Annotated in this window: 17 protein-coding genes; 12 read left to right on the forward strand and 5 right to left on the reverse strand. The window is 71.9% G+C overall.

The annotated features are described in order from the left end of the window. Nucleotides 1-2: 2 nt before the first annotated feature. Nucleotides 3-812 (reverse strand): CPBP family intramembrane glutamic endopeptidase, encoded by an 810-nt coding sequence (locus tag ABIB37_RS09545; protein WP_354259706.1) that lies wholly within the window; start codon nucleotides 810-812, stop codon nucleotides 3-5. A gap of 162 nt (nucleotides 813-974) precedes the next feature. Here ABIB37_RS09545 and ABIB37_RS09550 point away from each other — a divergent pair, with 162 nt between their 5' ends. The 3 genes from ABIB37_RS09550 (at nucleotide 975) to ABIB37_RS09560 (ending at nucleotide 5,470) form a co-directional block, all read left to right on the forward strand. Beyond that, nucleotides 975-2,789, forward strand: a complete 1,815-nt coding sequence (locus tag ABIB37_RS09550; protein ID WP_354259709.1) for an ABC transporter family substrate-binding protein — start codon at nucleotides 975-977, stop codon at nucleotides 2,787-2,789. A gap of 147 nt (nucleotides 2,790-2,936) precedes the next feature. Beyond that, nucleotides 2,937-4,478, forward strand: coding sequence for an ABC transporter permease (locus ABIB37_RS09555; protein ID WP_354259712.1), 1,542 nt, complete (start codon nucleotides 2,937-2,939; stop codon nucleotides 4,476-4,478). After that, a complete protein-coding gene (locus tag ABIB37_RS09560) occupies nucleotides 4,475-5,470 on the forward strand; it encodes an ABC transporter permease (protein WP_354259715.1) in 996 nt (331 codons plus the stop codon). The genes ABIB37_RS09555 and ABIB37_RS09560 overlap by 4 nt, the downstream gene beginning before the upstream one ends. A gap of 14 nt (nucleotides 5,471-5,484) precedes the next feature. Here ABIB37_RS09560 and ABIB37_RS09565 read toward each other — a convergent pair whose 3' ends face one another. Further along, a complete protein-coding gene (locus tag ABIB37_RS09565) occupies nucleotides 5,485-6,102 on the reverse strand; it encodes a PH domain-containing protein (RefSeq protein ID WP_354259718.1) in 618 nt (205 codons plus the stop codon). Nucleotides 6,103-6,164: 62 nt separating this feature from the next. On the opposite strand from ABIB37_RS09565, the gene ABIB37_RS09570 reads away from it, so the two are divergent. From ABIB37_RS09570 to ABIB37_RS09600, 7 genes are all read left to right on the forward strand, one after another. Then, complete coding sequence (locus ABIB37_RS09570) at nucleotides 6,165-8,063, forward strand: ABC transporter ATP-binding protein (RefSeq protein WP_354259720.1); 1,899 nt, start codon at nucleotides 6,165-6,167, stop codon at nucleotides 8,061-8,063. An 83-nt stretch (nucleotides 8,064-8,146) separates the two neighbouring features. Continuing rightward, nucleotides 8,147-10,051, forward strand: a complete 1,905-nt coding sequence (gene typA, locus ABIB37_RS09575) for a translational GTPase TypA (RefSeq protein ID WP_354259723.1) — start codon at nucleotides 8,147-8,149, stop codon at nucleotides 10,049-10,051. 95 nt (nucleotides 10,052-10,146) lie between these two features. Then, on the forward strand, nucleotides 10,147-11,238 hold the full coding sequence (locus tag ABIB37_RS09580; protein WP_354259725.1) for a PIG-L family deacetylase: 1,092 nt from the start codon (nucleotides 10,147-10,149) through the stop codon (nucleotides 11,236-11,238). Further along, entirely contained in the window at nucleotides 11,235-11,564 is a 330-nt protein-coding gene (gene fdxA / locus ABIB37_RS09585; RefSeq protein WP_354259728.1) for a ferredoxin, read from the forward strand. The genes ABIB37_RS09580 and fdxA overlap by 4 nt, the downstream gene beginning before the upstream one ends. Nucleotides 11,565-11,574: 10 nt before the next feature. Further along, nucleotides 11,575-12,651: a succinyldiaminopimelate transaminase gene (dapC, locus tag ABIB37_RS09590; protein ID WP_354259731.1), complete on the forward strand. Its 1,077-nt coding sequence runs from the start codon at nucleotides 11,575-11,577 to the stop codon at nucleotides 12,649-12,651. A 61-nt stretch (nucleotides 12,652-12,712) separates the two neighbouring features. Beyond that, nucleotides 12,713-14,029, forward strand: a complete 1,317-nt coding sequence (locus ABIB37_RS09595) for a citrate synthase (RefSeq protein ID WP_354259734.1) — start codon at nucleotides 12,713-12,715, stop codon at nucleotides 14,027-14,029. A 59-nt stretch (nucleotides 14,030-14,088) separates the two neighbouring features. Beyond that, the gene (locus tag ABIB37_RS09600) at nucleotides 14,089-15,540 is read left to right on the forward strand and encodes an NCS2 family permease (protein ID WP_354259737.1); all 1,452 of its coding nucleotides are present in this window, start codon (nucleotides 14,089-14,091) and stop codon (nucleotides 15,538-15,540) included. Between the two features lie 25 nt (nucleotides 15,541-15,565). Here ABIB37_RS09600 and ABIB37_RS09605 read toward each other — a convergent pair whose 3' ends face one another. The 3 genes from ABIB37_RS09605 to ABIB37_RS09615 form a co-directional block, all read right to left on the reverse strand. Further along, the gene (locus ABIB37_RS09605; protein ID WP_354259739.1) at nucleotides 15,566-17,143 is read right to left on the reverse strand and encodes a hypothetical protein; all 1,578 of its coding nucleotides are present in this window, start codon (nucleotides 17,141-17,143) and stop codon (nucleotides 15,566-15,568) included. Beyond that, nucleotides 17,119-17,931, reverse strand: a complete 813-nt coding sequence (locus ABIB37_RS09610; protein ID WP_354259742.1) for an ABC transporter ATP-binding protein — start codon at nucleotides 17,929-17,931, stop codon at nucleotides 17,119-17,121. Before ABIB37_RS09610 ends, ABIB37_RS09605 begins: the two co-directional genes overlap by 25 nt. Nucleotides 17,932-18,021: 90 nt before the next feature. Continuing rightward, complete coding sequence (locus ABIB37_RS09615; protein WP_354259745.1) at nucleotides 18,022-18,942, reverse strand: DapH/DapD/GlmU-related protein; 921 nt, start codon at nucleotides 18,940-18,942, stop codon at nucleotides 18,022-18,024. 23 nt (nucleotides 18,943-18,965) lie between these two features. On the opposite strand from ABIB37_RS09615, the gene dapE reads away from it, so the two are divergent. Together dapE and ABIB37_RS09625 are read left to right on the forward strand one after the other, a co-directional pair. Next, nucleotides 18,966-20,048, forward strand: a complete 1,083-nt coding sequence (dapE, locus tag ABIB37_RS09620; RefSeq protein WP_354259748.1) for a succinyl-diaminopimelate desuccinylase — start codon at nucleotides 18,966-18,968, stop codon at nucleotides 20,046-20,048. Further along, complete coding sequence (locus ABIB37_RS09625; protein ID WP_354259751.1) at nucleotides 20,030-21,235, forward strand: putative hexosyltransferase; 1,206 nt, start codon at nucleotides 20,030-20,032, stop codon at nucleotides 21,233-21,235. The genes dapE and ABIB37_RS09625 overlap by 19 nt, the downstream gene beginning before the upstream one ends. Nucleotides 21,236-21,239 lie beyond the last annotated feature (4 nt).

Below are 21,239 nucleotides of genomic sequence, written 5' to 3' on the forward strand. Positions count from 1 at the left end.
CGCTAGCCGAAGAGCTGCGGGAAGGTCGCGAACGCCCACGGGTAGCCGACGAACACGGCGACGTCGATGAGGGTGTGCGCGACGACGAGCGGCACGAGCCTGCCGGTGCGCGCGTAGAGCCAGCCGAACAGCACGCCCATCGCGAGGTTGCCGAACAGCGCGGGCACGCCCTGGTAGAGGTGGTAGACGCCGCGCAGCGCGGCCGCGGCGAGGATGATCGGCCACATGCCCCAGCGGGCGGTGCCCCACCCGAGCCGCCGGAGGCGCTCGAAGGCGTAGCCGATCACGATGACCTCCTCGGTGAGGCCCGCGCGCAGCGCCGACAGCAGCAGCACCGGCACCGTGAACCACTCGGCGTCGAGCGGCGACGGCACGACGCTCACCGTCAGCCCCAGCTGGCGGCCGACGACGTACAGGGCGATTCCGGGCACGCCGATCACGAGCACGAGGAGCGCGCCGGAGAGCGTGTCGCGCACGGGCCGCGCGGCGTCGATGCCGAGGGCGCCGAGGTGCGGCCTGCGGCTCCGCCACAGCAGCCAGCAGACGAGCGCCACGGGCACGAGGTCGAGCGCGATGCCGGTGAGCTGGTAGCTGAGGTCGAGCCACGCGCGATCCGACCTGGCGGGGTTGAGCGCGACCTGCTGCTCGCCGATCGGCGCCGCCCTGGTGCTCAGGTCGACGAACTGCAGCACCGACCAGAGCGCGCTCGCGCCGAGCGACAGCAGCAGCACGATGACGAGCTCGACCGCCAGGCGGCGCTGCGAGAGCGGGGGAGCTGCGGCCGGGACGGGGCCGGCGAGGGGCGGATGCACGCCCCAACGCTACGTCGTACGGGCCGTGGAACGGATTGGCACCAACTTGGTAACGATCGTGTTGCCGTGCGCGCCCGCTGGAAACCGCGTGCATACACTGCTGACTATCCAACGAGCAAGGCGGCTCTTGTGGCCGCCCGCTCACCTTGCACAGGAGGAACAGTGACAGACAAGAACAGGCGTCGCGGTCGCGCGCTCGCCGGGCTGGCCATCGGCACTGCCGCGATGGTCGCGCTCGCGGGCTGCACCACGACCACGCCCGCTCCCTCGGAGTCGGGCTCCGCCGCACCGGGCACCGGTGGCACGATCAGCGTCGCGCAGACCAACGCCGCGACCGCGCTGACGTCGGCCACGCCCGACACCAACCTCAACACCAACGGCATGGTGGACTACCTGACCGGCAACGCGACGGGCCCCGGCTCGTTCCTGTACGTCGACAGCGAGTTCAACGTCGTCCCCGACGAGACGAACGGCACCATCGAGCTCGTCTCCGAGAGCCCGCTGGTCGTGCAGTACACCCTCGACCCCGAGGCTGTCTGGTCGGACGGCACGCCGATGACGACCACCGACATGCTGCTCGCATGGGCGATCGGCTCGGGCTACTACGACGACGCCACGCTCGACGAGGAGACGGGTGAGGTCACCGGCGGCAACCAGTACTTCCAGCTCGCCGGCTCGACCGCAGGCCTCGACACGACCGAGTTCCCCGAGATCGACGAGGAGGCCGGCACGCTCACGCTGACGTACGGCGAGCCCTACGTCGACTGGAACCTCGTCAACCTCATCGGCAAGCCCGCGCACGTCTTCGCTGAGAAGGCCGGCTTCGCCGACGTCGCCGAGCTCGCGACCTTCCTCGAGGAGACGCCCGCCGGTGACCCGGCTGCGCCCGCCGCCGAGAACGAGCAGCTCCGCCAGATGGCCGACCTGTGGAACACGGGCTACAACATCACGTCGATGCCCGAGGACGAGAGCCTGCTGGTCTCGGCCGGCATGTGGGTCGTCAAGGACTTCCAGGCCGACGACGGTGGCTTCATCTCCTTCGAGCGCAACCCCGAGTGGCGCGGCGAGATGGCTCCCTCCTTCGACGAGCTGATCATCCGCTTCATCGGTGACCCGAACGCGCAGATCACGGCACTCCAGAACGGCGAGGTCGACGTCATCGAGCCGCAGCCGTCCGCGGACACCGTCGCGGCGATCGAGGCCTTCGGCGGCACCCTCATCGAGGGCCCGCAGCTGTCGTACGACCACCTCGACCTGACGATGGACTCCGAGGTCTTCTCGGACCCGGCCGTGCGTGAGGCCTTCCTCATGACGATCCCGCGCCAGGCCATCCTCGAGTCGATCGTGACCCCGGTCCAGCCCGACGCCGAGGTGCTCAACTCGCAGCAGTTCGTCGCCAACCAGCCGGCCTACGAGGACGCCATCGCCGCCAACGGCTACAGCGACTTCGCAGAGCCCGACATCGAGGGCGCTCGCGAGCTGCTCGCCGGCGCCACGCCGACGGTCAGCATCCTCTACAACACGAACAACCCGAACCGCGTCGACGCGTTCCAGCTCATTCAGGCGAGCGCGTCCGAGGCCGGCTTCGTGATCGAGGACGCGGGCTCGCCCGACTGGTCGAGCCTCCTCGGCAGCGGCACCTACGACGCCTCCATCTTCGGCTGGATCTCGCCCGGTGTCGGCTACGCGAGCCTCCCGCAGATCTGGCAGACCGGTGGCGGCGGCAACTACAACGGCTACTCCAACGCCGAGGTGGACGCGCTGGCGACGGAGTCGCAGACGATCATCGGCGACGAGGAGCGCCTCACCGAGATCCAGATCGAGATCGACCGTCTCAGCCGTGAGGACTTCTACGGCCTGCCGCTCTTCCAGGTCCCCGGCCTGGTGGCGACCAACGGCACGGTCGACGGCGTCGTCTACAACGGCGGCCAGACCGGCTCCATCTGGAACACGTGGGAGTGGACGCCCGTCAGCTAGTCTGACGGTCACCAGCTCCCAGTGAGTTAGACCCCGGCCGTGATTGCTGGGACCTCGGTCCCGGCAATCACGGCCATCCCATGTCCGACCCTCGACCGCGCAGCCACAAGCCACGCGGTCTCCGGAATGATCGGAGCAGTCCGAGCCGTGCTCAGCTTCGTCGTGAGGCGCATCATCGCCTCCATCCTCACTCTTCTCGTGGCCTCGTTCCTCATGTACGTGCTCGCCGCGAACTCGGGCAATCCGCTCGAGGACCTCCAGGCGTCCAACGCCCCGAACGCGCAGCAGCTCATCGGCCAGCGCATCGAGCGGCTCTCGCTCGACGTCCCGCCGCCGCTGCGCTGGTTCGGCTGGCTCGCCGGTGCCGCCGGCTGCCTCGTGCCCTTCGGCACGTGCGACCTGGGCGTCGACCTCAACTTCACGCCCGTGACCCAGCTGCTGCCGGGCGCCGTGACCTCGACGGTGAGGCTCGTGGCGGCGTCGACGATCCTCGCGATCCTCCTCGGCGTGATCACGGGCATCGTGTCGGCCCTCCGCCAGTACTCGGCGTTCGACCTCGTGATGACGTTCGTGAGCTTCTTCCTCTACTCGCTGCCGTCGTTCCTCGTCGCGGTGCTGCTGAAGGAGTTCATCGCGATCGACTTCAACAACTGGTTCTCGAGCGGCGACTCGAGCTTCGGCATCGTGCCGACGATCATCGTCGCGCTCGTGCTCGGGTTCATCCTCCAGGCCATCGTCGCCGGCTCGATGCGCAACCGCCTCATCACCTTCGGCGTCTCGGCGGCCGCGACGGTCGCCGTGCTCGTCTACATGGACGCGGTGAACTGGTTCCAGTCCCCGGGCCTCGGCGCGGTCGGCCTGCTGCTGCTCATCGCCGGCGTCGTCTTCGGCGTGGTCGCGCTGCTGTCGGGCTTCGAGAACCGCCGCGTGCTGCTCGGCGCGGGCGTCGCGGGCGTGCTCGCCTACGCCTCGTACTTCCTGCTGCAGCCGCTGTTCGCGATCTCGACGATCTGGACGGTCATCATCATCGCGCTCGCGGTGCTCGCGATCTGCTTCGTCGTCGGCTTCCTCATCGGCGGCCCGGATCGCAGCCTCGTGGTCCGCGTGTCGATGCTCGTCGGCTTCCTCGGCTTCCTGCTCGTCGTCGCCGACCGCCTCCTGCAGGCGTGGCCCGGCTACGTCGCGCACCCGCGCATCAACGAGCGCCCGGTCGCGACGGTCGGCGAGGCGACGGTCGGCCTCCAGGGCGACATGTGGTTCATGGGCATCGACCAGATCATGCACTTCCTGCTGCCGACGATCTCGCTCACGCTCATCTCGTTCGCGGGCTACACGCGCTACGCGCGCGCCGGCCTCCTCGAGGTGCTCAACCAGGACTACATCCGCACGGCGCGGGCGAAGGGCCTGTCGGAGCGCACCGTCATCACCCGGCACGCGTTCCGCAACATGCTGATCCCGATCACGACGATCGTCGCGGCCGACATCGGCGCGCTGCTCGGCGGCGCGATCATCACCGAGCGCGTCTTCGCGATCAGCGGCATGGGCTCGCTGTTCGCCGTCTCGCTCGCCCGGGTCGACCTCAACCCGATCATGGGGTACTTCCTCGTCATCGGCATCACGGCGATCCTGTTCAACTTCATCGCAGACCTGAGCTACGCGCTCCTCGACCCGAGAGTGAGGGTGAAGTGACGACCGTGGCACCCGACAACGGCAAGACCACCGACCACACGGTCGGCGAGAGCCAGAGCAGCGTCATCCTCAAGCGCTTCGTGCGCAACAAGACGGCCATGGTCTCGCTCGTCCTGCTCCTGTTCATCTTCGTCTTCTCCGTCTCGGCGATCGGCCTCGGGCCGATCCCCGGCTGGTGGAAGTACGACTACGTGACGCCCAGCGCGCCCTTCGAGGGCGGTCGGCCGACGCTGTCGCTCATCCCCGGCCCCGGCTTCGGGCTCGGTGAGCACCCCTTCGGCCAGAACCGCATCGGCGTCGACTACTTCGCCATGACGATGCGCGGCGTGCAGAACTCGTTCCTCGTGATCATCCTGCTCGCCGGTGTCGCGACGGTCCTCGGCACGGTCGTCGGCGCGCTCGCCGGCTACTACCGCGGCTGGGTCGACGCGATCCTCATGCGCATCACCGACGTCTTCATCGTCATCCCGGCGATCGTCGTCGGCGCGGTCATCGGCCGCATGACCGGTGGCCTCGGCGTGCAGTGGCTCGCGATCACCCTCGGACTCGTCACCTGGATGGGCATCGCCCGACTGGTGCGCGCCGAGTTCCTGTCGCTGCGCGAGCGGGAGTTCGTCGAGGCGGCCCGCGTCGCGGGCGCGTCCGACATGCGCATCATCTTCAAGCACATCCTGCCGAACGCGATCGGCGTCGTGATCGTCGCGGCGTCGCTCATCGCGGCGGCGGCGATCCTGCTCGAGACCGCGCTGAGCTTCCTGGGCTACGGCATCCGCGCACCCGAGTCGTCGCTCGGCCTGCTGGTCTCGCAGAACCAGTCCGCCTTCGCCACCCGGCCCTGGCTGTTCTGGTTCCCGGCGGCGTTCATCGTGATGCCGGCGCTGATGATCAACTTCGTCGGCGACGGCCTGCGCGACGCCTTCGACCCGCGCCAGAAGCGCTTCTCCGTGCGCCGCACGAAGGAGCTGCCCGAGAGCGCGGAGCGCCGCCAGTGACGCCACTCGTGAGCTCAGACGAGCAGCGGGGCGGTCGCGGCGAGCACGGGGCCGGCGACCAGCACGGCCACGCGCGCCCAGTGCACGGTGACGGGCACGGCGATCGCCTCGGCGTCCGCGCCCCCGTCGGCGAGCGCCGCCCAGCGGCGGCGCACGAGCGCGGCGGCATCGCCCGACTCGGTGCCCGGCAGGTCGCCGACCCGGACGCCGGTGTCGAGCGGGCTGCGCGGATCCGTCCGGTCGCCGTCGCGAGCCCGACGGGCGGCGCGGCGCGCCGCGAGCGCGCCGGGCTGCGGCGCGACCCACACGGGCCAGCTGCGGCCGGGCGTGAAGAGCGTCAGGGCGTACTTCGTGTCGACGTGGATGAGCGCATCCCACAGCACCCGCACGGTGCGGAGCGGGTTGCGCAGCTCCGCGCCCCGGTCGTCGACGACGAGCGCGGGCGCCCACAGGAACACGAGGACCGCGTAGCCGAGCCACACCGCCAGGATGACCGCGGCGAGCGCGCCGCGCGGCTCCGACTGCAGGGCGACGAGCGCGCCGAGGACGGCGAGCAGCGCCCAGCACGCGACGGCGACGCCCCGGTTCACTCGAGAATGGACGGTCACGGCATGCAGATCGTCGTTCGACACAGCTTCATCGTCGCAGGCGCCTCCGCGCCGGACGACTCCGACACCCCGCTGCAGGAGGCGGCATGACTTCCCACACCAGCACCCACTCCACCGGCAGCGACACACCCGCCCTGCAGATCACCGGCCTCAGCGTCGACTTCGCGGTCGACGGCTACTGGATCCCGGCGGCCCGCGAGGTCTCCTACGAGATCGGCAAGGGCGAGGTCGTCGCCGTGGTCGGCGAGTCCGGCTCCGGCAAGAGCGTCTCCTCCATGGCGATCCTCGACCTGCTGCCGAAGAACGCGCGCGTCGCGGGCTCGATCAAGCTCGGCGGCGAGGAGCTCACCGGCATCAGCCCCTCCGAGATGCGGCAGGTGCGCGGCAACCGCGTGTCGGCGATCTTCCAGGAGCCGATGACGGCGCTCAACCCCGTCTTCACCGTCGGCTTCCAGATCATGGAGGCCCTGCGCATCCACCGCAGCATGTCGCCGAGCGACGCGAAGGCGCGTGCGCTCGAGATGCTCGAGCTCGTCGAGCTGCCCGACGCGATGAAGGCGTTCAAGTCGTACCCGCACCAGCTCTCGGGCGGGCAGCGGCAGCGCGCGATGATCGCGCAGGCGCTCGCGCTCGACCCCGAGCTGCTCATCGCCGACGAGCCGACCACCGCGCTCGACGTCACGGTGCAGGCCGAGATCCTCGAGCTCATGCGCGACCTCAAGGACCGCCTCGGCTCCGCGGTGCTGCTCATCACGCACGACATGGGCGTCGTCGCCGACCTCGCCGACTGGGTCGTCGTGATGGAGCAGGGCCGCATCGTCGAGCAGGGTCCCGTGCGCGAGATCTTCGGCTCGCCCAAGGCGGCCTACACGCAGATGCTGCTGGCCGCCGTGCCGCGGCTGGGCGAGGGCGGCGAGGGCGAGGCGATCGACCTGACGGCGGCGCTCGCGCTCGCCTCGAACGAGGACATCGACGACGCCGAGCTCGCGCAGCGCGTCGAGGTGAACGCCCGCGCGGCGGAGCAGGCCAGGCAGGCCGAGACCACCGCGACGACGACGCCGCCGGTGCTCGTGCTCGAGGACGTCGCGATCGAGTACGGCAAGAAGGGCAAGCTCGGCACGTTCCGCGCGGTCGACGGCGTCTCGCTGCAGATCCACGCGGGCGAGGTGCTCGGCCTCGTGGGCGAGTCGGGCTCCGGCAAGTCGACCATCGGCCGCGCCGCGATCGGCCTGCAGCCGATCGCCGAGGGCAGGCTCGAGGTCGCCGGCGTCGACATCTCGCACATCGACCGCAAGCTGGCGCGCAGCCTCAACCGCAAGGTCGGCATCGTCTTCCAGGACCCGTCGTCGTCGCTCAACCCGCGGCTGCCGATCGGCGAGTCCATCGGCGAGCCGATGTTCCTCGCGAAGATCCACCGCGGCAAGGCGCTCGACAAGCGCGTCGAGGAGCTGCTCGACGCGGTCCGGCTGCCGCAGTCCTACCGCAACCGCTTCCCGCACGAGCTCTCGGGCGGCCAGAAGCAGCGCGTCGGCATCGCCCGCGCGCTGTCGATGAGCCCCGAGCTGCTCGTCGCCGACGAGCCGACGAGCGCGCTCGACGTCTCGGTGCAGGCGACGGTGCTCGAGCTGCTCACCGAGCTCCAGCGCGAGCAGGGCTTCGCGTGCCTCTTCATCAGCCACGACCTCGCGGTCGTCGACCTGATGTCGGACCGCATCGCGGTCATGCACCACGGCAAGATCGTGGAGCAGGGCTCGCGCGACGCGATCCTGCGCGCGCCGGAGCAGCCGTACACGCAGCGCCTCATCGCCGCGATCCCGGTGCCCGACCCCGACAAGCAGGCCGCCCGCCGCGCGCTGCGGCAGCAGGTGCTCGCGCAGACGTCCGACGAGTCGCCGGAGTCGGATGCCCCCGTGGCCGCCGACCCGGACGCGCTCGTCGAGCAGCGCAAGGACGTGCAGGCCATCGAGGACGAGCGCAACATCTGACGCCAGATCCGACGGCCGCGGCCGCCCGCTAGACTGGGCGCCGCGGCCGTTCGTCGCGCACCCCCTCATCGGAAGGCACCTGCATGCCGATCGCCGCGCGATCAGACCTCCGCAACGTGGCGATCGTCGCCCACGTCGACCACGGAAAGACCACCCTCGTCGACGCGATGCTCCAGCAGACCGGCTCGTTCGGCACGCACGACACGCACGACGAGCGGGCGATGGACTCGAACGAGCTCGAGCGCGAGAAGGGCATCACGATCCTCGCCAAGAACACGGCGATCCGGTACGTGGGCGCGCACGCCTCGGACGGCCCCGTGATCATCAACGTCATCGACACCCCCGGCCACGCCGACTTCGGCGGCGAGGTCGAGCGCGGCCTGTCGATGGTCGACGGTGTCGTGCTGCTCGTCGACGCCTCCGAGGGCCCGCTGCCGCAGACGCGCTTCGTGCTGCGCAAGGCGCTCGAGGCGAAGCTCCCGGTCATCCTGCTCGTCAACAAGACCGACCGGCCCGACGCGCGCATCGACGACGTCGTGACCGAGAGCCAGGACCTGCTCCTCGGCCTCGCCTCGGACCTCGCCGACGACGTGCCCGACCTCGACCTCGACGCCGTGCTCGACGTGCCCGTCGTCTACGCATCCGGCAAGGCCGGCCGCGCGTCGACCGTCAAGCCGGCCGACGGCCAGCTGCCCGACAGCGAGGACCTCGAGCCGCTGTTCGAGGCGATCCTCCAGCACATCCCGGCGCCGACGTACGACGACGAGGCGCCGCTGCAGGCCCACGTCACGAACCTCGACGCGTCGCCGTTCCTCGGCCGCATCGCGCTGCTGCGCGTGAAGGCGGGCACGATCCGCAAGGGCCAGACCGTCGCGTGGGTGCGGCACGACGGCGAGGTGCAGAACGTGCGCATCACCGAGCTGCTCGAGACGAAGGCGCTCGAGCGCGTGCCGGCCGAGAGCGCAGGCCCCGGCGACATCGTCGCCGTCGCCGGCATCGCCGACATCACGATCGGCGAGACGCTCGCCGACCCGGACGACGTGCGCCCGCTGCCGACCATCACGGTCGACGAGCCGGCCATCTCGATGACGATCGGCACGAACACGTCGCCGCTCGCCGGCAAGGTCAAGGGCTCGAAGCTCACGGCCCGCATGGTGAAGGACCGCCTCGACCGCGAGCTGATCGGCAACGTGTCGCTCCGCGTCGTCGACATCGGCCGACCGGATGCGTGGGAGGTGCAGGGCCGCGGCGAGCTCGCCCTCGCGATCCTCGTCGAGCAGATGCGCCGCGAGGGCTTCGAGCTCACCGTCGGCAAGCCGCAGGTGGTCACGCGCCAGGTGGACGGCAAGCTGCACGAGCCGTTCGAGCACCTGACGATCGACGTCCCCGAGGAGCACCTCGGCGCCGTGACGCAGCTGCTCGCAGCCCGCAAGGGCATCATGGACGGGATGCAGAACCACGGCACCGGCTGGGTGCGCATGGAGTTCGTGGTGCCGAGCCGCGGCCTCATCGGCTTCCGCACCGAGTTCCTCACCATCACGCGCGGCACGGGCATCGCGAACGCGATCGCGCACGGCTGGCAGCCGTGGGCGGGCTCGATCGTGACCCGCAACAACGGTGCGCTCGTCGCCGACCGCATGGGCGTCTCGACGCCCAACGCGATCATGACGCTCCAGGAGCGCGGCGTGTTCTTCATCAAGCCGGGCGACGACGTCTACGAGGGCATGGTCGTGGGCGAGAACGCCCGCGCCGACGACATGGACGTCAACATCACCAAGGAGAAGAAGCTCAACAACATCCGGTCGTCGACCGGTGAGGAGCTCGAGCGCCTGACGCCCCCGAAGCTGCTCTCGCTCGAGGAGTGCCTCGAGTGGGCGCGCGACGACGAGTGCGTCGAGGTCACGCCGCACGCGGTGCGCATCCGCAAGGTCAACCTCGACGCCAACACCCGGGCGCGCGAGGCGAGCCGCCTCAAGAAGCAGGGCTGACCGACCCACCAGCAGCGCCCCGCGGACCGATCGCTCGGTCCCGCGGGGCGCTGCCGCGTCCCGGGCGCACCGGCGCGAGTGGTTGGATGGACGGAATGGACCCCCGCCTCGAGCGCGTGCTCTTCGTGCACGCGCACCCCGATGACGAGACGCTCTCGACCGGCGCCGCGATCGCGACCGTCGCCGCCGGCGGCGGCGACCCCGTCGTCGTCACCTTCACGCTCGGCGAGCGCGGCGAGGTGCGCGAGGAGCGGCTCGTCGACGTCGAGCACGTCGGCGTCGGCGAGGTGCGCCGCGCCGAGCTCGAGGGCGCGCTGCGGGCGCTCGGCGCGCGCGGCCGCCGCATCCACGGCTGGGACGACTCCGGCATGGCCTGGCACGCGTCGGGCGTCGCCGGCGCCGCCCCCGACGCGCCGCCCACCTCGATGAGCAAGGCCGACCCCGACGACCTCGCGGACGCGCTCGGCGTCGTCATCGAGGAGGTCGACCCGACGTCGATCGTCACCTACGACGTCGACGGCGGCTACGGGCATCCCGACCACGTCGCCGCGCACCACGCAGCCGTGATCGCCGCGCGGCGCTACGACCTGCCGCTCTACGTGCGCTCGAAGCGGGCCGGCGACGTCGCCTTCCCGCTCGCGCCGGTGCGCGACCGCGTCGTGGCCGCGCTCGGCGAGCACCGCTCGCAGCTGACGGTGGAGGGCGACGACGTGCTGCACGTCGGCGGCCAGCGCCGCGCGCTCGACGAGGTCGAGCACTACACGCTCATCGAGACGCGCCCGCGCCGCCGCATCCGCTGGGGCCTCCGCATCGGCACGCTGCTCGCCGGCGCGATCGTCGGCACCGTCGGCACGTTCTCGCACCAGCAGGTGCCGTGGGGCATCGCGCTATCGCTGCTCGCCGCGCTCGGCCTCATCGTCGGCGTGCGAGCGGCATCCGGGTCGCGCCAGCTGACGTTTGCGGCCGTGCTGGGCGTGCTCGGCGTCGTCGCGCTCGTCGCGATCGATCCGCTCGGCCGGGGCGCCTTCGGCACCGAGCGGGCGATCGTCCCGGCGAACCTGCCGGGATGGCTCTGGACCATCGTCCCGGCCGTCGCGTCCTTCGTCGCGCTGGCGTGGCCGGACGCAGAGGCGATGCGGCGGATTAGGATGGCTTCGACGACCGCGACGGAAGGGGACCGGAAGTGACGTATGTGATCGCGCTCCCGTGCGTGGACGTCAAGGACCGCGCCTGTGTCGACGAGTGCCCGGTGGACTGCATCTACGAGGGCGAGCGGATGCTCTACATCCACCCCGACGAGTGCGTCGACTGCGGTGCGTGCGAGCCCGTGTGCCCCGTCGAGGCCATCTTCTACGAGGACGACACGCCGGAGGAGTGGGCCGAGTACTACGAGGCCAACGTGCACTTCTTCGACGAGATCGGCTCGCCCGGCGGCGCGGCGAAGGTGGGCGTGCTGCCCTTCGACCACCCGATCGTCGCGGCGCTGCCCCCGCAGGCGCAGCCGGCCCCGTAGCCCGCGCCGCGTGGTCCAGCTGCCCGAGTTCCCCTGGGACACGCTCGCCGGGGCGAAGGCGCGCGCCGCCGAGCATCCCGGCGGCCTCGTCGACCTCAGCGTCGGCTCGCCCGTCGATCCGACGCCCGCACTGCTGCAGGACGCCCTGCGCGAGGCGACCGACGCGCACGGCTACCCGACGAACTGGGGCACGCCAGAGGCACGCCGCGCCATCGTCGCGTGGTTCGCGCGCGTGCGCGGCGTGCCAGGCCTCGACGACGCCAACGTGCTCGTGACGGTCGGCTCGAAGGAGCTCGTCGCCGGCCTGCCGCAGCAGCTCGGCCTCGGCGCGGGCGACGCGGTCGTGCACCCCGCGGTCGCCTACCCGACCTACGACATCGGCGCCCGGATGGCCGGCGCCACCCCCGTGCGCGCCGACGACCCCGACGACTGGCCCGCCGAGACGCGGCTCGTGTGGCTCAACTCGCCGTCGAACCCGACCGGCGACGTGCTGGGCGTCGATGCGCTCCGCCGCGTCGTGCACGCCGCCCGCGAGCGGGGGATCGTGGTCGCGAGCGACGAGTGCTACGCACTGCTGCCGTGGGAGGTCGACGCGGCGCCGTCGATCCTCGACCCGCGCGTGACCGACGGCGACATCGGCGGCCTGCTCGCCGTCTACTCGCTCAGCAAGCAGTCGAACCTCGCCGGCTACCGCGCCGCCTTCGTCGCCGGCGACGCCGCGGTCGTGCAGCGCGTGCTCGCGGTGCGCAAGCACCTCGGGCTCATGGCGCCGAGCCCGGTGCAGCACGCGCTCGCCGTCGCGCTCGGCGACGAGAGCCACGTCGACGCGCAGCGACAGCGCTACCGCGCCCGCCGCGCGCTGCTCCTGCCCGCGCTCGAAGCACGCGGCTTCTCGGTCTCCTCCGACGCCGGCCTCTACCTGTGGGCGTCGGACGGCACGGATGCGCTCGCGCAGGTCGACCGGCTGGCCGACCTCGGCATCCTGGTCGCCCCCGGCACGTTCTACGGCGACCCGACCCACGTGCGCGTCGCGATCACGGCCTCCGACGACGACATCGCGGCCGCCGCGGCGCGCCTGCTGGGCTGACGCGCCGGGCCGTGGCATGGCCGTGGCCGAGGGCCCGCCCGGCGGTCGGTAGGCTGTCCTGGTGACGACCGAGGACACCGCCATGCACCCCGCCCGATCCGAGGACGCCCCTGCGCGCACCGTGACCCTGCAGCATGACGGCCGCGCCACCGAGCTCGCCGTCTTCGAGGCGGCGGACGGCCGCTCGGCGATCGACGTGTCGAAGCTCACGCGCGACACCGGCTACACCGCGCTCGACTACGGCTTCGTCAACACGTCGGCCACCCGCAGCGCCATCACCTACATCGACGGCGACCAGGGCATCCTCCGCTACCGGGGCTACCCGATCGAGGAGCTCGCCGAGCAGAAGACCTTCCTCGACGTCGCGCACCTCCTCATCCACGGCGAGCTGCCGAACGAGGACGAGCTCGCGGACTTCGACCACAGCGTCCGCCGCCACACGCTGCTGCACGAGGACCTGCGGCGCTTCTTCGACGCGCTGCCGCGCGACGCGCACCCGATGAGCGCGCTCTCGAGCGCCGTCAGCGCCCTGTCGACGTACTACGAGGCCGACCACGACCCGCGCGACCCCGAGAAGGTCGACAAGCAGACCATCCGGCTGCTCGCGAAGATGCCCGTCATCGCCGCCTATGCGCACAAGAAGTCGATCGGCCAGGCGTTCCTCTACCCCGACAACTCGCTGTCGTTCGTCGAGAACTACCTCAAGCTGAACTTCGGCATCCAGGCCGAGGAGTACGTGCAGAACCCCGTCATGGTGCGGGCGCTTGAGCGGCTCCTCATCCTGCACGCCGACCACGAGCAGAACGCGTCGACCTCGACGGTGCGGCTCGTCGGCTCGACCGACGCCAACCTGTTCGCCTCCGTCTCCGCCGGCATCCACGCGCTCTCCGGCCCGCTGCACGGCGGCGCGAACGAGGCCGTGCTGCAGATGCTGCGCGGCATCCGCGACTCCGGCGAGGGCGTCGAGCGCTTCGTCGAGCGCGTGAAGCGCAAGGAGCAGGGCGTCAAGCTCATGGGCTTCGGCCACCGCGTGTACAAGAACTACGACCCGCGCGCGAAGCTCGTGAAGTCGTCGGCCGAGGAGGTGCTCGCCCAGCTCGGCGTGCGCGACCCGCTGCTCGACATCGCGCAGGAGCTCGAGCAGGTCGCCCTCGCCGACGACTACTTCCGCGAGCGCAAGCTCTACCCGAACGTCGACTTCTACACCGGCGTGATCTACAAGGCCATGGGCTTCCCGGAGCGCATGTTCACCGTGCTGTTCGCGATCGGCCGCCTCCCCGGCTGGATCGCGCACTGGCGCGAGATGATGCTCGACCCGCAGACGAAGATCGGCCGCCCCCAGCAGCTGTACGTCGGCCCGGTCGAGCGCCACATCTGAGCCGGCCCCGGCCAACCCCACCCCACCGCCGCCTGCGCGGTCACCGACCCGGAGCATCCATGACCAGCAGCACGCAGGCGCAGCCCACGGGCGCCGTCGACCGGTTCTTCAAGATCAGCGAGCGGGGCTCGAGCGTCTCGCAGGAGGTGCGCGGCGGCCTCGTCACGTTCTTCGCGATGGCGTACATCATCGTGCTGAACCCGCTCATCATCGGCGGCTTCTCGGCCGACCAGGCGGCGACCGACGTCGAGGGCGGATGGCTGCCCAACGGGCAGGTCGCGGCCGTCACCGCCCTCGTCGGCGGCCTCATGACGCTCGCGATGGGCCTCATCGCCAACGTGCCGTTCGGGCTCGCCGCGGGGCTCGGCATCAACTCCTTCCTGGCCTTCGGCCTCGTGGGCGAGCTCACCTGGCCCGAGGCGATGGGCCTCGTGCTCATCAACGGCGTCATCATCGTCGTGCTCGCCGCGACCGGGCTGCGCCGGATGATCTTCGACGCCGTGCCGCCGGCGCTCAAGAGCGCGATCGCGGTCGGCATCGGCCTCTTCATCGCGTTCATCGGCTTCGTCGACTCCGGCTTCGTGCGCTCGACGGGCGCAGCGTCGCCGCCGGTCGAGCTCGGCGACGGCGGCTCGATCACGTCGCTGCCGACCGCGGTCTTCGTGGTCGGCGTCATCCTCATGGGCATCCTGCTCGCGCTGCGGGTGAAGGGCGCGCTGCTCATCGGCATCGTGGCGACCACGATCATCGCCATCATCCTCGAGGCGATCTTCCGGGTGGGCCCGTCGCTCGGCGCGAACCCGGACGCCTGGAACCTCAACGCGCCGGCGCTGCCGACGAGCGTCGTCGCGCTGCCGGACCTCTCGCTCATCGGGCAGGTGTCGTTCGGCTCCTTCGACCGCATCGGCATCCTCGCGACCACGATGTTCATCTTCACGCTCGTGTTCATGAACTTCTTCGACGCGATGGGCACCATGACGGGCCTCGCCCGCCAGGCGGGCCTCGCCACCCCCGACGGCCAGTTCCCGGGCCTCAAGCGCGCGCTCGTCGTGGAGGGCTTCGGCGCGGTCGCCGGCGGTGGCGCGAGCGCCTCGTCGAACACCGTCTTCGTCGACTCCGCCGCGGGCGTGGGGGAGGGCGCCCGCACGGGCCTCGCCTCCGTCGTCACCGGGGTGCTCTTCCTCGCCGCCATGTTCCTGACGCCGCTCACGCAGATCGTGCCGCTCGAGGTCGCTGCTGCGACCCTCGTGGTGGTCGGCGCCATGATGATGGCGCAGATCGCCGACATCGACTTCACCGACTTCCGCGTCGCGCTGCCCGCGTTCCTCACGATCGTGGTGATGCCGCTCACCTACAACATCGCGAACGGCATCGGCGTGGGCTTCATCGCCTGGGTCATCGTCAACGCCGTCTCCGGCCGCGCGAAGCAGATCTCGCCGCTGCTGTGGATCGTCGCGGCGCTCTTCGTCGTCTTCTTCGTGCGCGGACCGCTGCAGGCGCTGATCGGCTGAGGCCGCGCCGACCGGCTCGCGGCCGCTAGACGGCCCGCGACACCTGCGCGAGCAGCTCCGGGCCGCGGCGGTCGACCGCGGCGCCGCCGAAGCGGATGCCGAGCCACCCTGCGAGCGCGCCGATGAGCAGGGCCGCGGCGAGGCTCGGCCAGGCGAGCCACGGGATCCACACGGCGGCGATCGCGAGGCCGACGAAGGGTCCGCCCACGATCGCGAGCGCCGGGAAGGCGATCGCCACCCCGGCGAGCGACTGCACGCCGCCGGACGAGCCGCGGCCGAGCGGGTTCGCGCCGGGCTGCGGCGCCTCGCCCGGCAGGTAGGCCGAGAGCCACAGCAGCACGCCGCTCAGCACGCCGAACGTGCCGATCCCGACGGCGATGCTCGCGGGCAGCAGGTCCCAGCGTCCGGCGGCCCAGGTGCCGAGCACCGCGGTGAGCACGATCGCCGGCACGTAGACGACGCCGATGCCGAGCAGCCGCCCGGCGCGGTCCTGCGCGCCCCGGACGCCGGCGAGCAGGTGCCACGCGAAGGCGCTCGCGTCGTACGCGGTGTCGATCTGCACGATGCTGCCGGCGACGAGGGCCATGAGCAGCGGCACGAAGGCGAGCGGCTCGCGCGGCATCTCGTCGCTCACGAGCTGCAGCCCGCCGAGCACGGCGGGCAGCATGAGCACCGCGATCACGTTCATGAGGTGGCGCACGTCGCGGCGTCGGTAGCGGATGCTCCTCGCCGCGACCGCGCCGACCGGCGTCGCGGGGAGCAGCCGGTCGAGCGCGTGCCCCTCGCGCACGCGGCCGCCGCCGCGCAGCACGATCGGGTTCGTGAGCCGCTCGCCGAGCAGCCGGCCCCAGCCCCACCAGGCGATCGCGACGGTCGCGGTCGCGATCGCGAGCTTCGCCGCCGCCTCGAGCCACGCGCCGTCCGCGACCGCGAGCGGCAGGGCGAAGGCGGCGCCGAGCGGCGTCCACGCGACGACCGCCGCGGTGGACGCGATCACGCCGCCGAGGTCGCCGACGGCGAGCACCGCCATCGCGACGCCCTGCATCGCGACGGTGAAGCCGATCACGCCGACGAGCAGCAGGATCGCCATCGCGTCGCGCGCCCGCTTGCTCGCGAGCTGCCGGGCGAGCAGGTCGGCCGAGACGCGGGCGATGAGCAGCACGGTCGCGACCGCGATCGGGAGCGCGACGATCGCGGTGATGAGCGCGGCGGGGGAGGTCGACCAGACGATGAGCAGCGTCGCGAAGGCGAGCACCGGCACGATGCCCCAGACGTCGAGCAGCTCGGCGGCCAGCAGGCCGCCGCGCAGCTGCCGGGGCCGCAGCGGCAGCAGGCTGAACCGCTCCGCCGCGAGCGGGTCGCTCGTGCCCATGAGCACCGAGAGCGCGGTGAGGCCCACGACGAGCCCCGCGCCGACGAGCACGGCCGCCGGTCCGCCGAGCTCGGGGGCGAGCGCGCGGAGGGCGATCGCGCCGACGGCCGTGAGGGCGAGCAGCGACAAGCCGCCGAGCAGGCTCACGACGAGCCCGACGATCGCCCACGGGCTCCGCCGCAGCGTGCCGAGCAGCAGCCGGTACCTCAGTGCGACGAAGTGCGCAGCCACCCGAGCGCCTCCGTCCCGCGCGCCTGCTGCCCGACCATCTGCACGAACCGCTCCTGCAGGCTCACGCCGCCGCGCACCTCGTCGAGCGTGCCGGTCGCGATGAGCCGGCCGTCGGCGACGACCGCGACGTGGTCGCAGAGCGACTCCACGAGCTCCATGACGTGGCTCGACAGCACGACCGTGCCGCCGGAGGCGACGAAGCCGCGCAGGATCGCCCGGATCGCCTGGCCCGAGACGGGGTCGACCGCCTCGAAGGGCTCGTCGAGCACGAGCAGGCGCGGCGCGTGGATGAGCGCGCACGCGAGCGCGATCTTCTTCCGCATGCCGGCGGAGTAGTCGGCGACGACGGTGCCGCCGGTGTCGGCGAGCCCGAGCGCGTCGAGCAGGTCGGTCGCGCGCGACGTCACCTCGGCCTCCGGCATCGACCGCAGCAGCCCGTTGTAGCGCAGCAGCTCAGCGCCCGTGAGCCGGTCGAACAGGTGCACGCCGTCGGGCAGCACGCCCGTGATCGCCTTCGCCCGCGCGGGGTCCCGCCAGACGTCGTGGCCCAGCACCGCTGCGGTGCCGCGGTCGGGTCGCAGGAGGCCCGTCGCCATCGACAGCGTCGTCGTCTTGCCGGCGCCGTTCGGGCCGACGAGGCCGAAGAGCGAGCCCTGCGGCACGCGGAGGCTCAGCCCGTCGACCGCCGCCTTCTGGCCGAAGCGCTTCGCGAGCTGCACGAGCTCGAGCGCGGGCGCGAGGGCGTCGGCGGGCTGCGTCGGTGCCGGTCGCGGTGCGCTGAGCGTCATGCCCTCAGCCTCCCAGCGCGGTCGGCCGGAGCGCATCCGCCGGGGGAGTGAACTGAGCCTCCCCTGAGCAGGGGAGGCCGCTCGCTCAGGTCAGTGCAGCAGCGCGTTCAGCTCGACGCCGCGGCCGTCGCGCGCGACGACCTCGACCGCGCCCGACACCGAGTTGCGGCGGAAGAGCAGCCCGGGGGTGCCCGAGAGCTCGACGGCCTTGACCGTCTCGCCCGACGGCACGAGCGTCACCTTCGTGCCGGCCGTCACGTAGAGGCCGGCCTCGACCACGGAGTCGTCGCCGATCGAGATGCCGACGCCCGCGTTCGCGCCGAGCAGCACGCGCGAGCCGAGCTGCACGCGCTCCTTGCCGCCGCCCGAGAGCGTGCCCATGATCGAGGCGCCGCCGCCGATGTCGGTGCCGTCGCCCACCACGACGCCCTGCGAGATCCGGCCCTCGACCATCGAGGTGCCGAGCGTCCCGGCGTTGAAGTTGACGAAGCCCTCGTGCATGACGACGGTGCCGGGCGCGAGGTGGGCGCCGAGGCGGATGCGCGAGGCGTCGCCGATCCGCACGCCGTCCGGCAGCACGAAGTCGGTCATCCGCGGGAAGCGGTCGACGAGCTGCACCTGGATGCCCGCGCGCTGCAGCTGCACCCGGTGCGACGCCGCCCAGTCCGGGTCGACGGCGCCGGCGTTCGTCCACGCGACGATCGGCAGCGCGGCGAAGATGCCGTCGAGGTTGATGGTGTTCGGCTGCACGAGGCGGTGGCTCAGCAGGTGGAGGCGCAGGTAGGCGTCCTCGGTCGACGCGGGGGCGGCATCCAGGTCGATCTCGACGTGCCGGTGCTCGAGCACGACACCGCGAGCGGGCACAGGGCCGGCCTGGTCGCCGAGCTCGCCGCCGCCCATCCACGCCTCGTCGCCGCTCGGCGAGCCGAGCGCGGGGGAGGGGAACCACGCGTCGAGCACCCGGCCCTCGAAGACGGTGACGAGCGCATGTCCGTGTGCGGGGCGAGCCATGCGCCAAGTCTAGGCTTGGGCCCATGACTGCCCCGACGCTCGACCTCACCGCGACGAGCGCTGCGCTCACGCGCGCGCTCTGCGACATCGACTCCGTCTCGGACCGCGAGGGGCCCCTCGCCGACGCGATCGAGGCCGCGGTGCAGGCCGTGCCGCACCTCACCGTGACGCGCGTCGGCGACACCGTCGTCGCGCGCACCGACCTCGGCCGCGATCGCCGCGTCGTGATCGCCGGGCACATCGACACCGTGCCGATCAACGACAACCTGCCGACGCGCGACATCGAGGTCGACGGCGAGGCGCACATCTGGGGCCGCGGCACCGTCGACATGAAGGCCGGCGTCGCCGTGCAGCTGAAGCTCGCCGCCGAGCTCGCCGAGCCCGTCGTCGACCTGACCTGGATCTGGTACGACCACGAGGAGGTCGGCGAGGACCAGAACGGCCTGCGGCTGCTCGCCGAGACCCATCCCGAGCTCATGCAGGGCGACTTCGCGATCCTCGGCGAGCCCTCGAACGGGCACATCGAGGGCGGCTGCAACGGCACCCTGCGCGCCGAGATCCGGACGCGGGGCGTGCGCGCGCACTCCGCCCGCGCGTGGGTCGGCCACAACGCCATCCACGACGCCGCAGAGGTGCTGCAGGTGCTGCAGTCCTATCGCCCGCGGCAGATCGAGGTGGAGGGGCTCGTCTACCGCGAGGGCCTCAACGCCGTGATGATCTCGGGCGGCGTCGCGACGAACGTCATCCCCGACGAATGCGTCGTGCAGGTCAACTACCGCTTCGCGCCGTCGCGGAGCCTCGAGGAGGCGACCGCCCACGTCGTCGAGCTCTTCGAGGGCTTCGACGTGCGCGTCATCGACGCGGCGCCCGGCGCCCGCCCGGGGCTCGACGCGCCGCTCGCGAAGGAGTTCATCGAGGCGGTCGGCGTGACGCCGCAGCCGAAGTACGGCTGGACCGACGTCGCGCGCTTCTGGGGCCTCGGCATCCCTGCCGTGAACTTCGGCCCGGGCGACCCGTCGAAGGCGCACGCGGACGACGAGTCGGTGCCGGTCGCGCAGATCGTCGCGACCGAGGAGAGCCTCCGCACGTGGCTCTCGCCCGCCTGACCGAGCGCCGCCCCGCGCTCGCGGCGATCGCCGCGGCGGGCGCGGAGCGCTGGTGGGTGTGGCCCGCGGCGCTCTGGCTCGTCTCGCGCCTCATCAGCACGGCGTTCCTCGCCGCCTTCGCGGGCCGCCAGGAGCAGAGCTCGTGGACTCCCGCGGGCCCGGACCTGCTCGACTACTCCACGATGTGGGACGCCCACTGGTACTTCATCGTGTCGGTCTCGGGCTACCCGTCCGAGCTGCCGATCACCGACGACGGCCACGTCGGCGAGAACGCCTGGGCGTTCATGCCGGTCTACCCCATGGTCGCGCGGATGCTGACGGCCGTCGGGCTGCCGTGGGAGGTCGCGTCGGTGCTGCTGTCGGTCGCCGCGTCGCTCGCGTTCGCGCTCGTCGCCTACCGGCTGTTCGCCGACATCGCGCCCGGCCGGGAGCGCTTCGCGCTCGCGATCGTGCTGCTGTCGCCGACCGCACCCGTCTTCCAGCTGGGCTACGCGGAGTCGCTCTTCCTGCTGCTGCTCGCCGGCGCGCTGCTCGCCTGGCGGCTGCGCGCGTGGTCGTGGCTCTGGGTGCTGCTGCCGGTGCTGGCGCTCACCCGGCCCGGCGGGCTCGCGTTCGCGCTCGCGCTGGGGCTGTGGTTCCTCATCCGCCTCTCGACCGACCGTGCTGCCTTCCCGGTGGCGGAGCGGCGGATGGTCGCGGGCCTCGGGGCGTGGAGCGCGCTGTGGGGCTTCGGCTGGCTCATCGCCTGCACGCTCGTCACCGGCAGCGCCACCGCCTACGTCGAGACCGAGCTCAGCTGGCGCTCCGCCTACATCGGCAGGCAGGAGCTCGTGCCGCTCACGCCCTGGCCGATCGGGCTCGAGTGGTGGTTCGGGGCGTGGTGGCCGCTGTGGCTCGTCGCGATCGTGGGCGCCGCGGTCGCGCTGCTCGCCGGACCGTGGCGGCGCGGCGTCGCGCTCGAGGCGCGGCTGTGGACGATCGCCTACCTGCTCTACCTCGCGGCGGTGTGGTTCCCGCAGTCGTCGACCTGGCGGCTCCTCATGCCGATCTTCCCCGCCGCGGCGATGCTCGCCGCGCTGCGGCCCGGGTGGGCCAGGGCGCTGGTGCTCGGCGCGTGCATCGTGCTGCAGCCGGTGTGGATCTGGTTCTGCTGGCACGTGAACGGCGCCGACTGGACCGTCCCGTAGCGGG

Source organism: Agrococcus sp. UYP10, assembly GCF_040547205.1.
GTDB lineage: Bacteria > Actinomycetota > Actinomycetes > Actinomycetales > Microbacteriaceae > Agrococcus > Agrococcus jenensis.

Excerpts from the sequence above, each read along its gene's own strand:
- dapE (WP_354259748.1), top strand. The coding sequence starts at position 18,966 with ATGACTGCCCCGACGCTCGACCTCACCGCGACGAGCGCTGCGCTCACG.
- typA (WP_354259723.1), top strand. The coding sequence starts at position 8,147 with ATGCCGATCGCCGCGCGATCAGACCTCCGCAACGTGGCGATCGTCGCC.
- ABIB37_RS09600 (WP_354259737.1), top strand. The coding sequence starts at position 14,089 with ATGACCAGCAGCACGCAGGCGCAGCCCACGGGCGCCGTCGACCGGTTC.
- ABIB37_RS09580 (WP_354259725.1), top strand. The coding sequence starts at position 10,147 with ATGGACCCCCGCCTCGAGCGCGTGCTCTTCGTGCACGCGCACCCCGAT.
- ABIB37_RS09570 (WP_354259720.1), top strand. The coding sequence starts at position 6,165 with ATGACTTCCCACACCAGCACCCACTCCACCGGCAGCGACACACCCGCC.
- ABIB37_RS09615 (WP_354259745.1), bottom strand. The coding sequence starts at position 18,942 with ATGGCTCGCCCCGCACACGGACATGCGCTCGTCACCGTCTTCGAGGGC.
- ABIB37_RS09610 (WP_354259742.1), bottom strand. The coding sequence starts at position 17,931 with ATGACGCTCAGCGCACCGCGACCGGCACCGACGCAGCCCGCCGACGCC.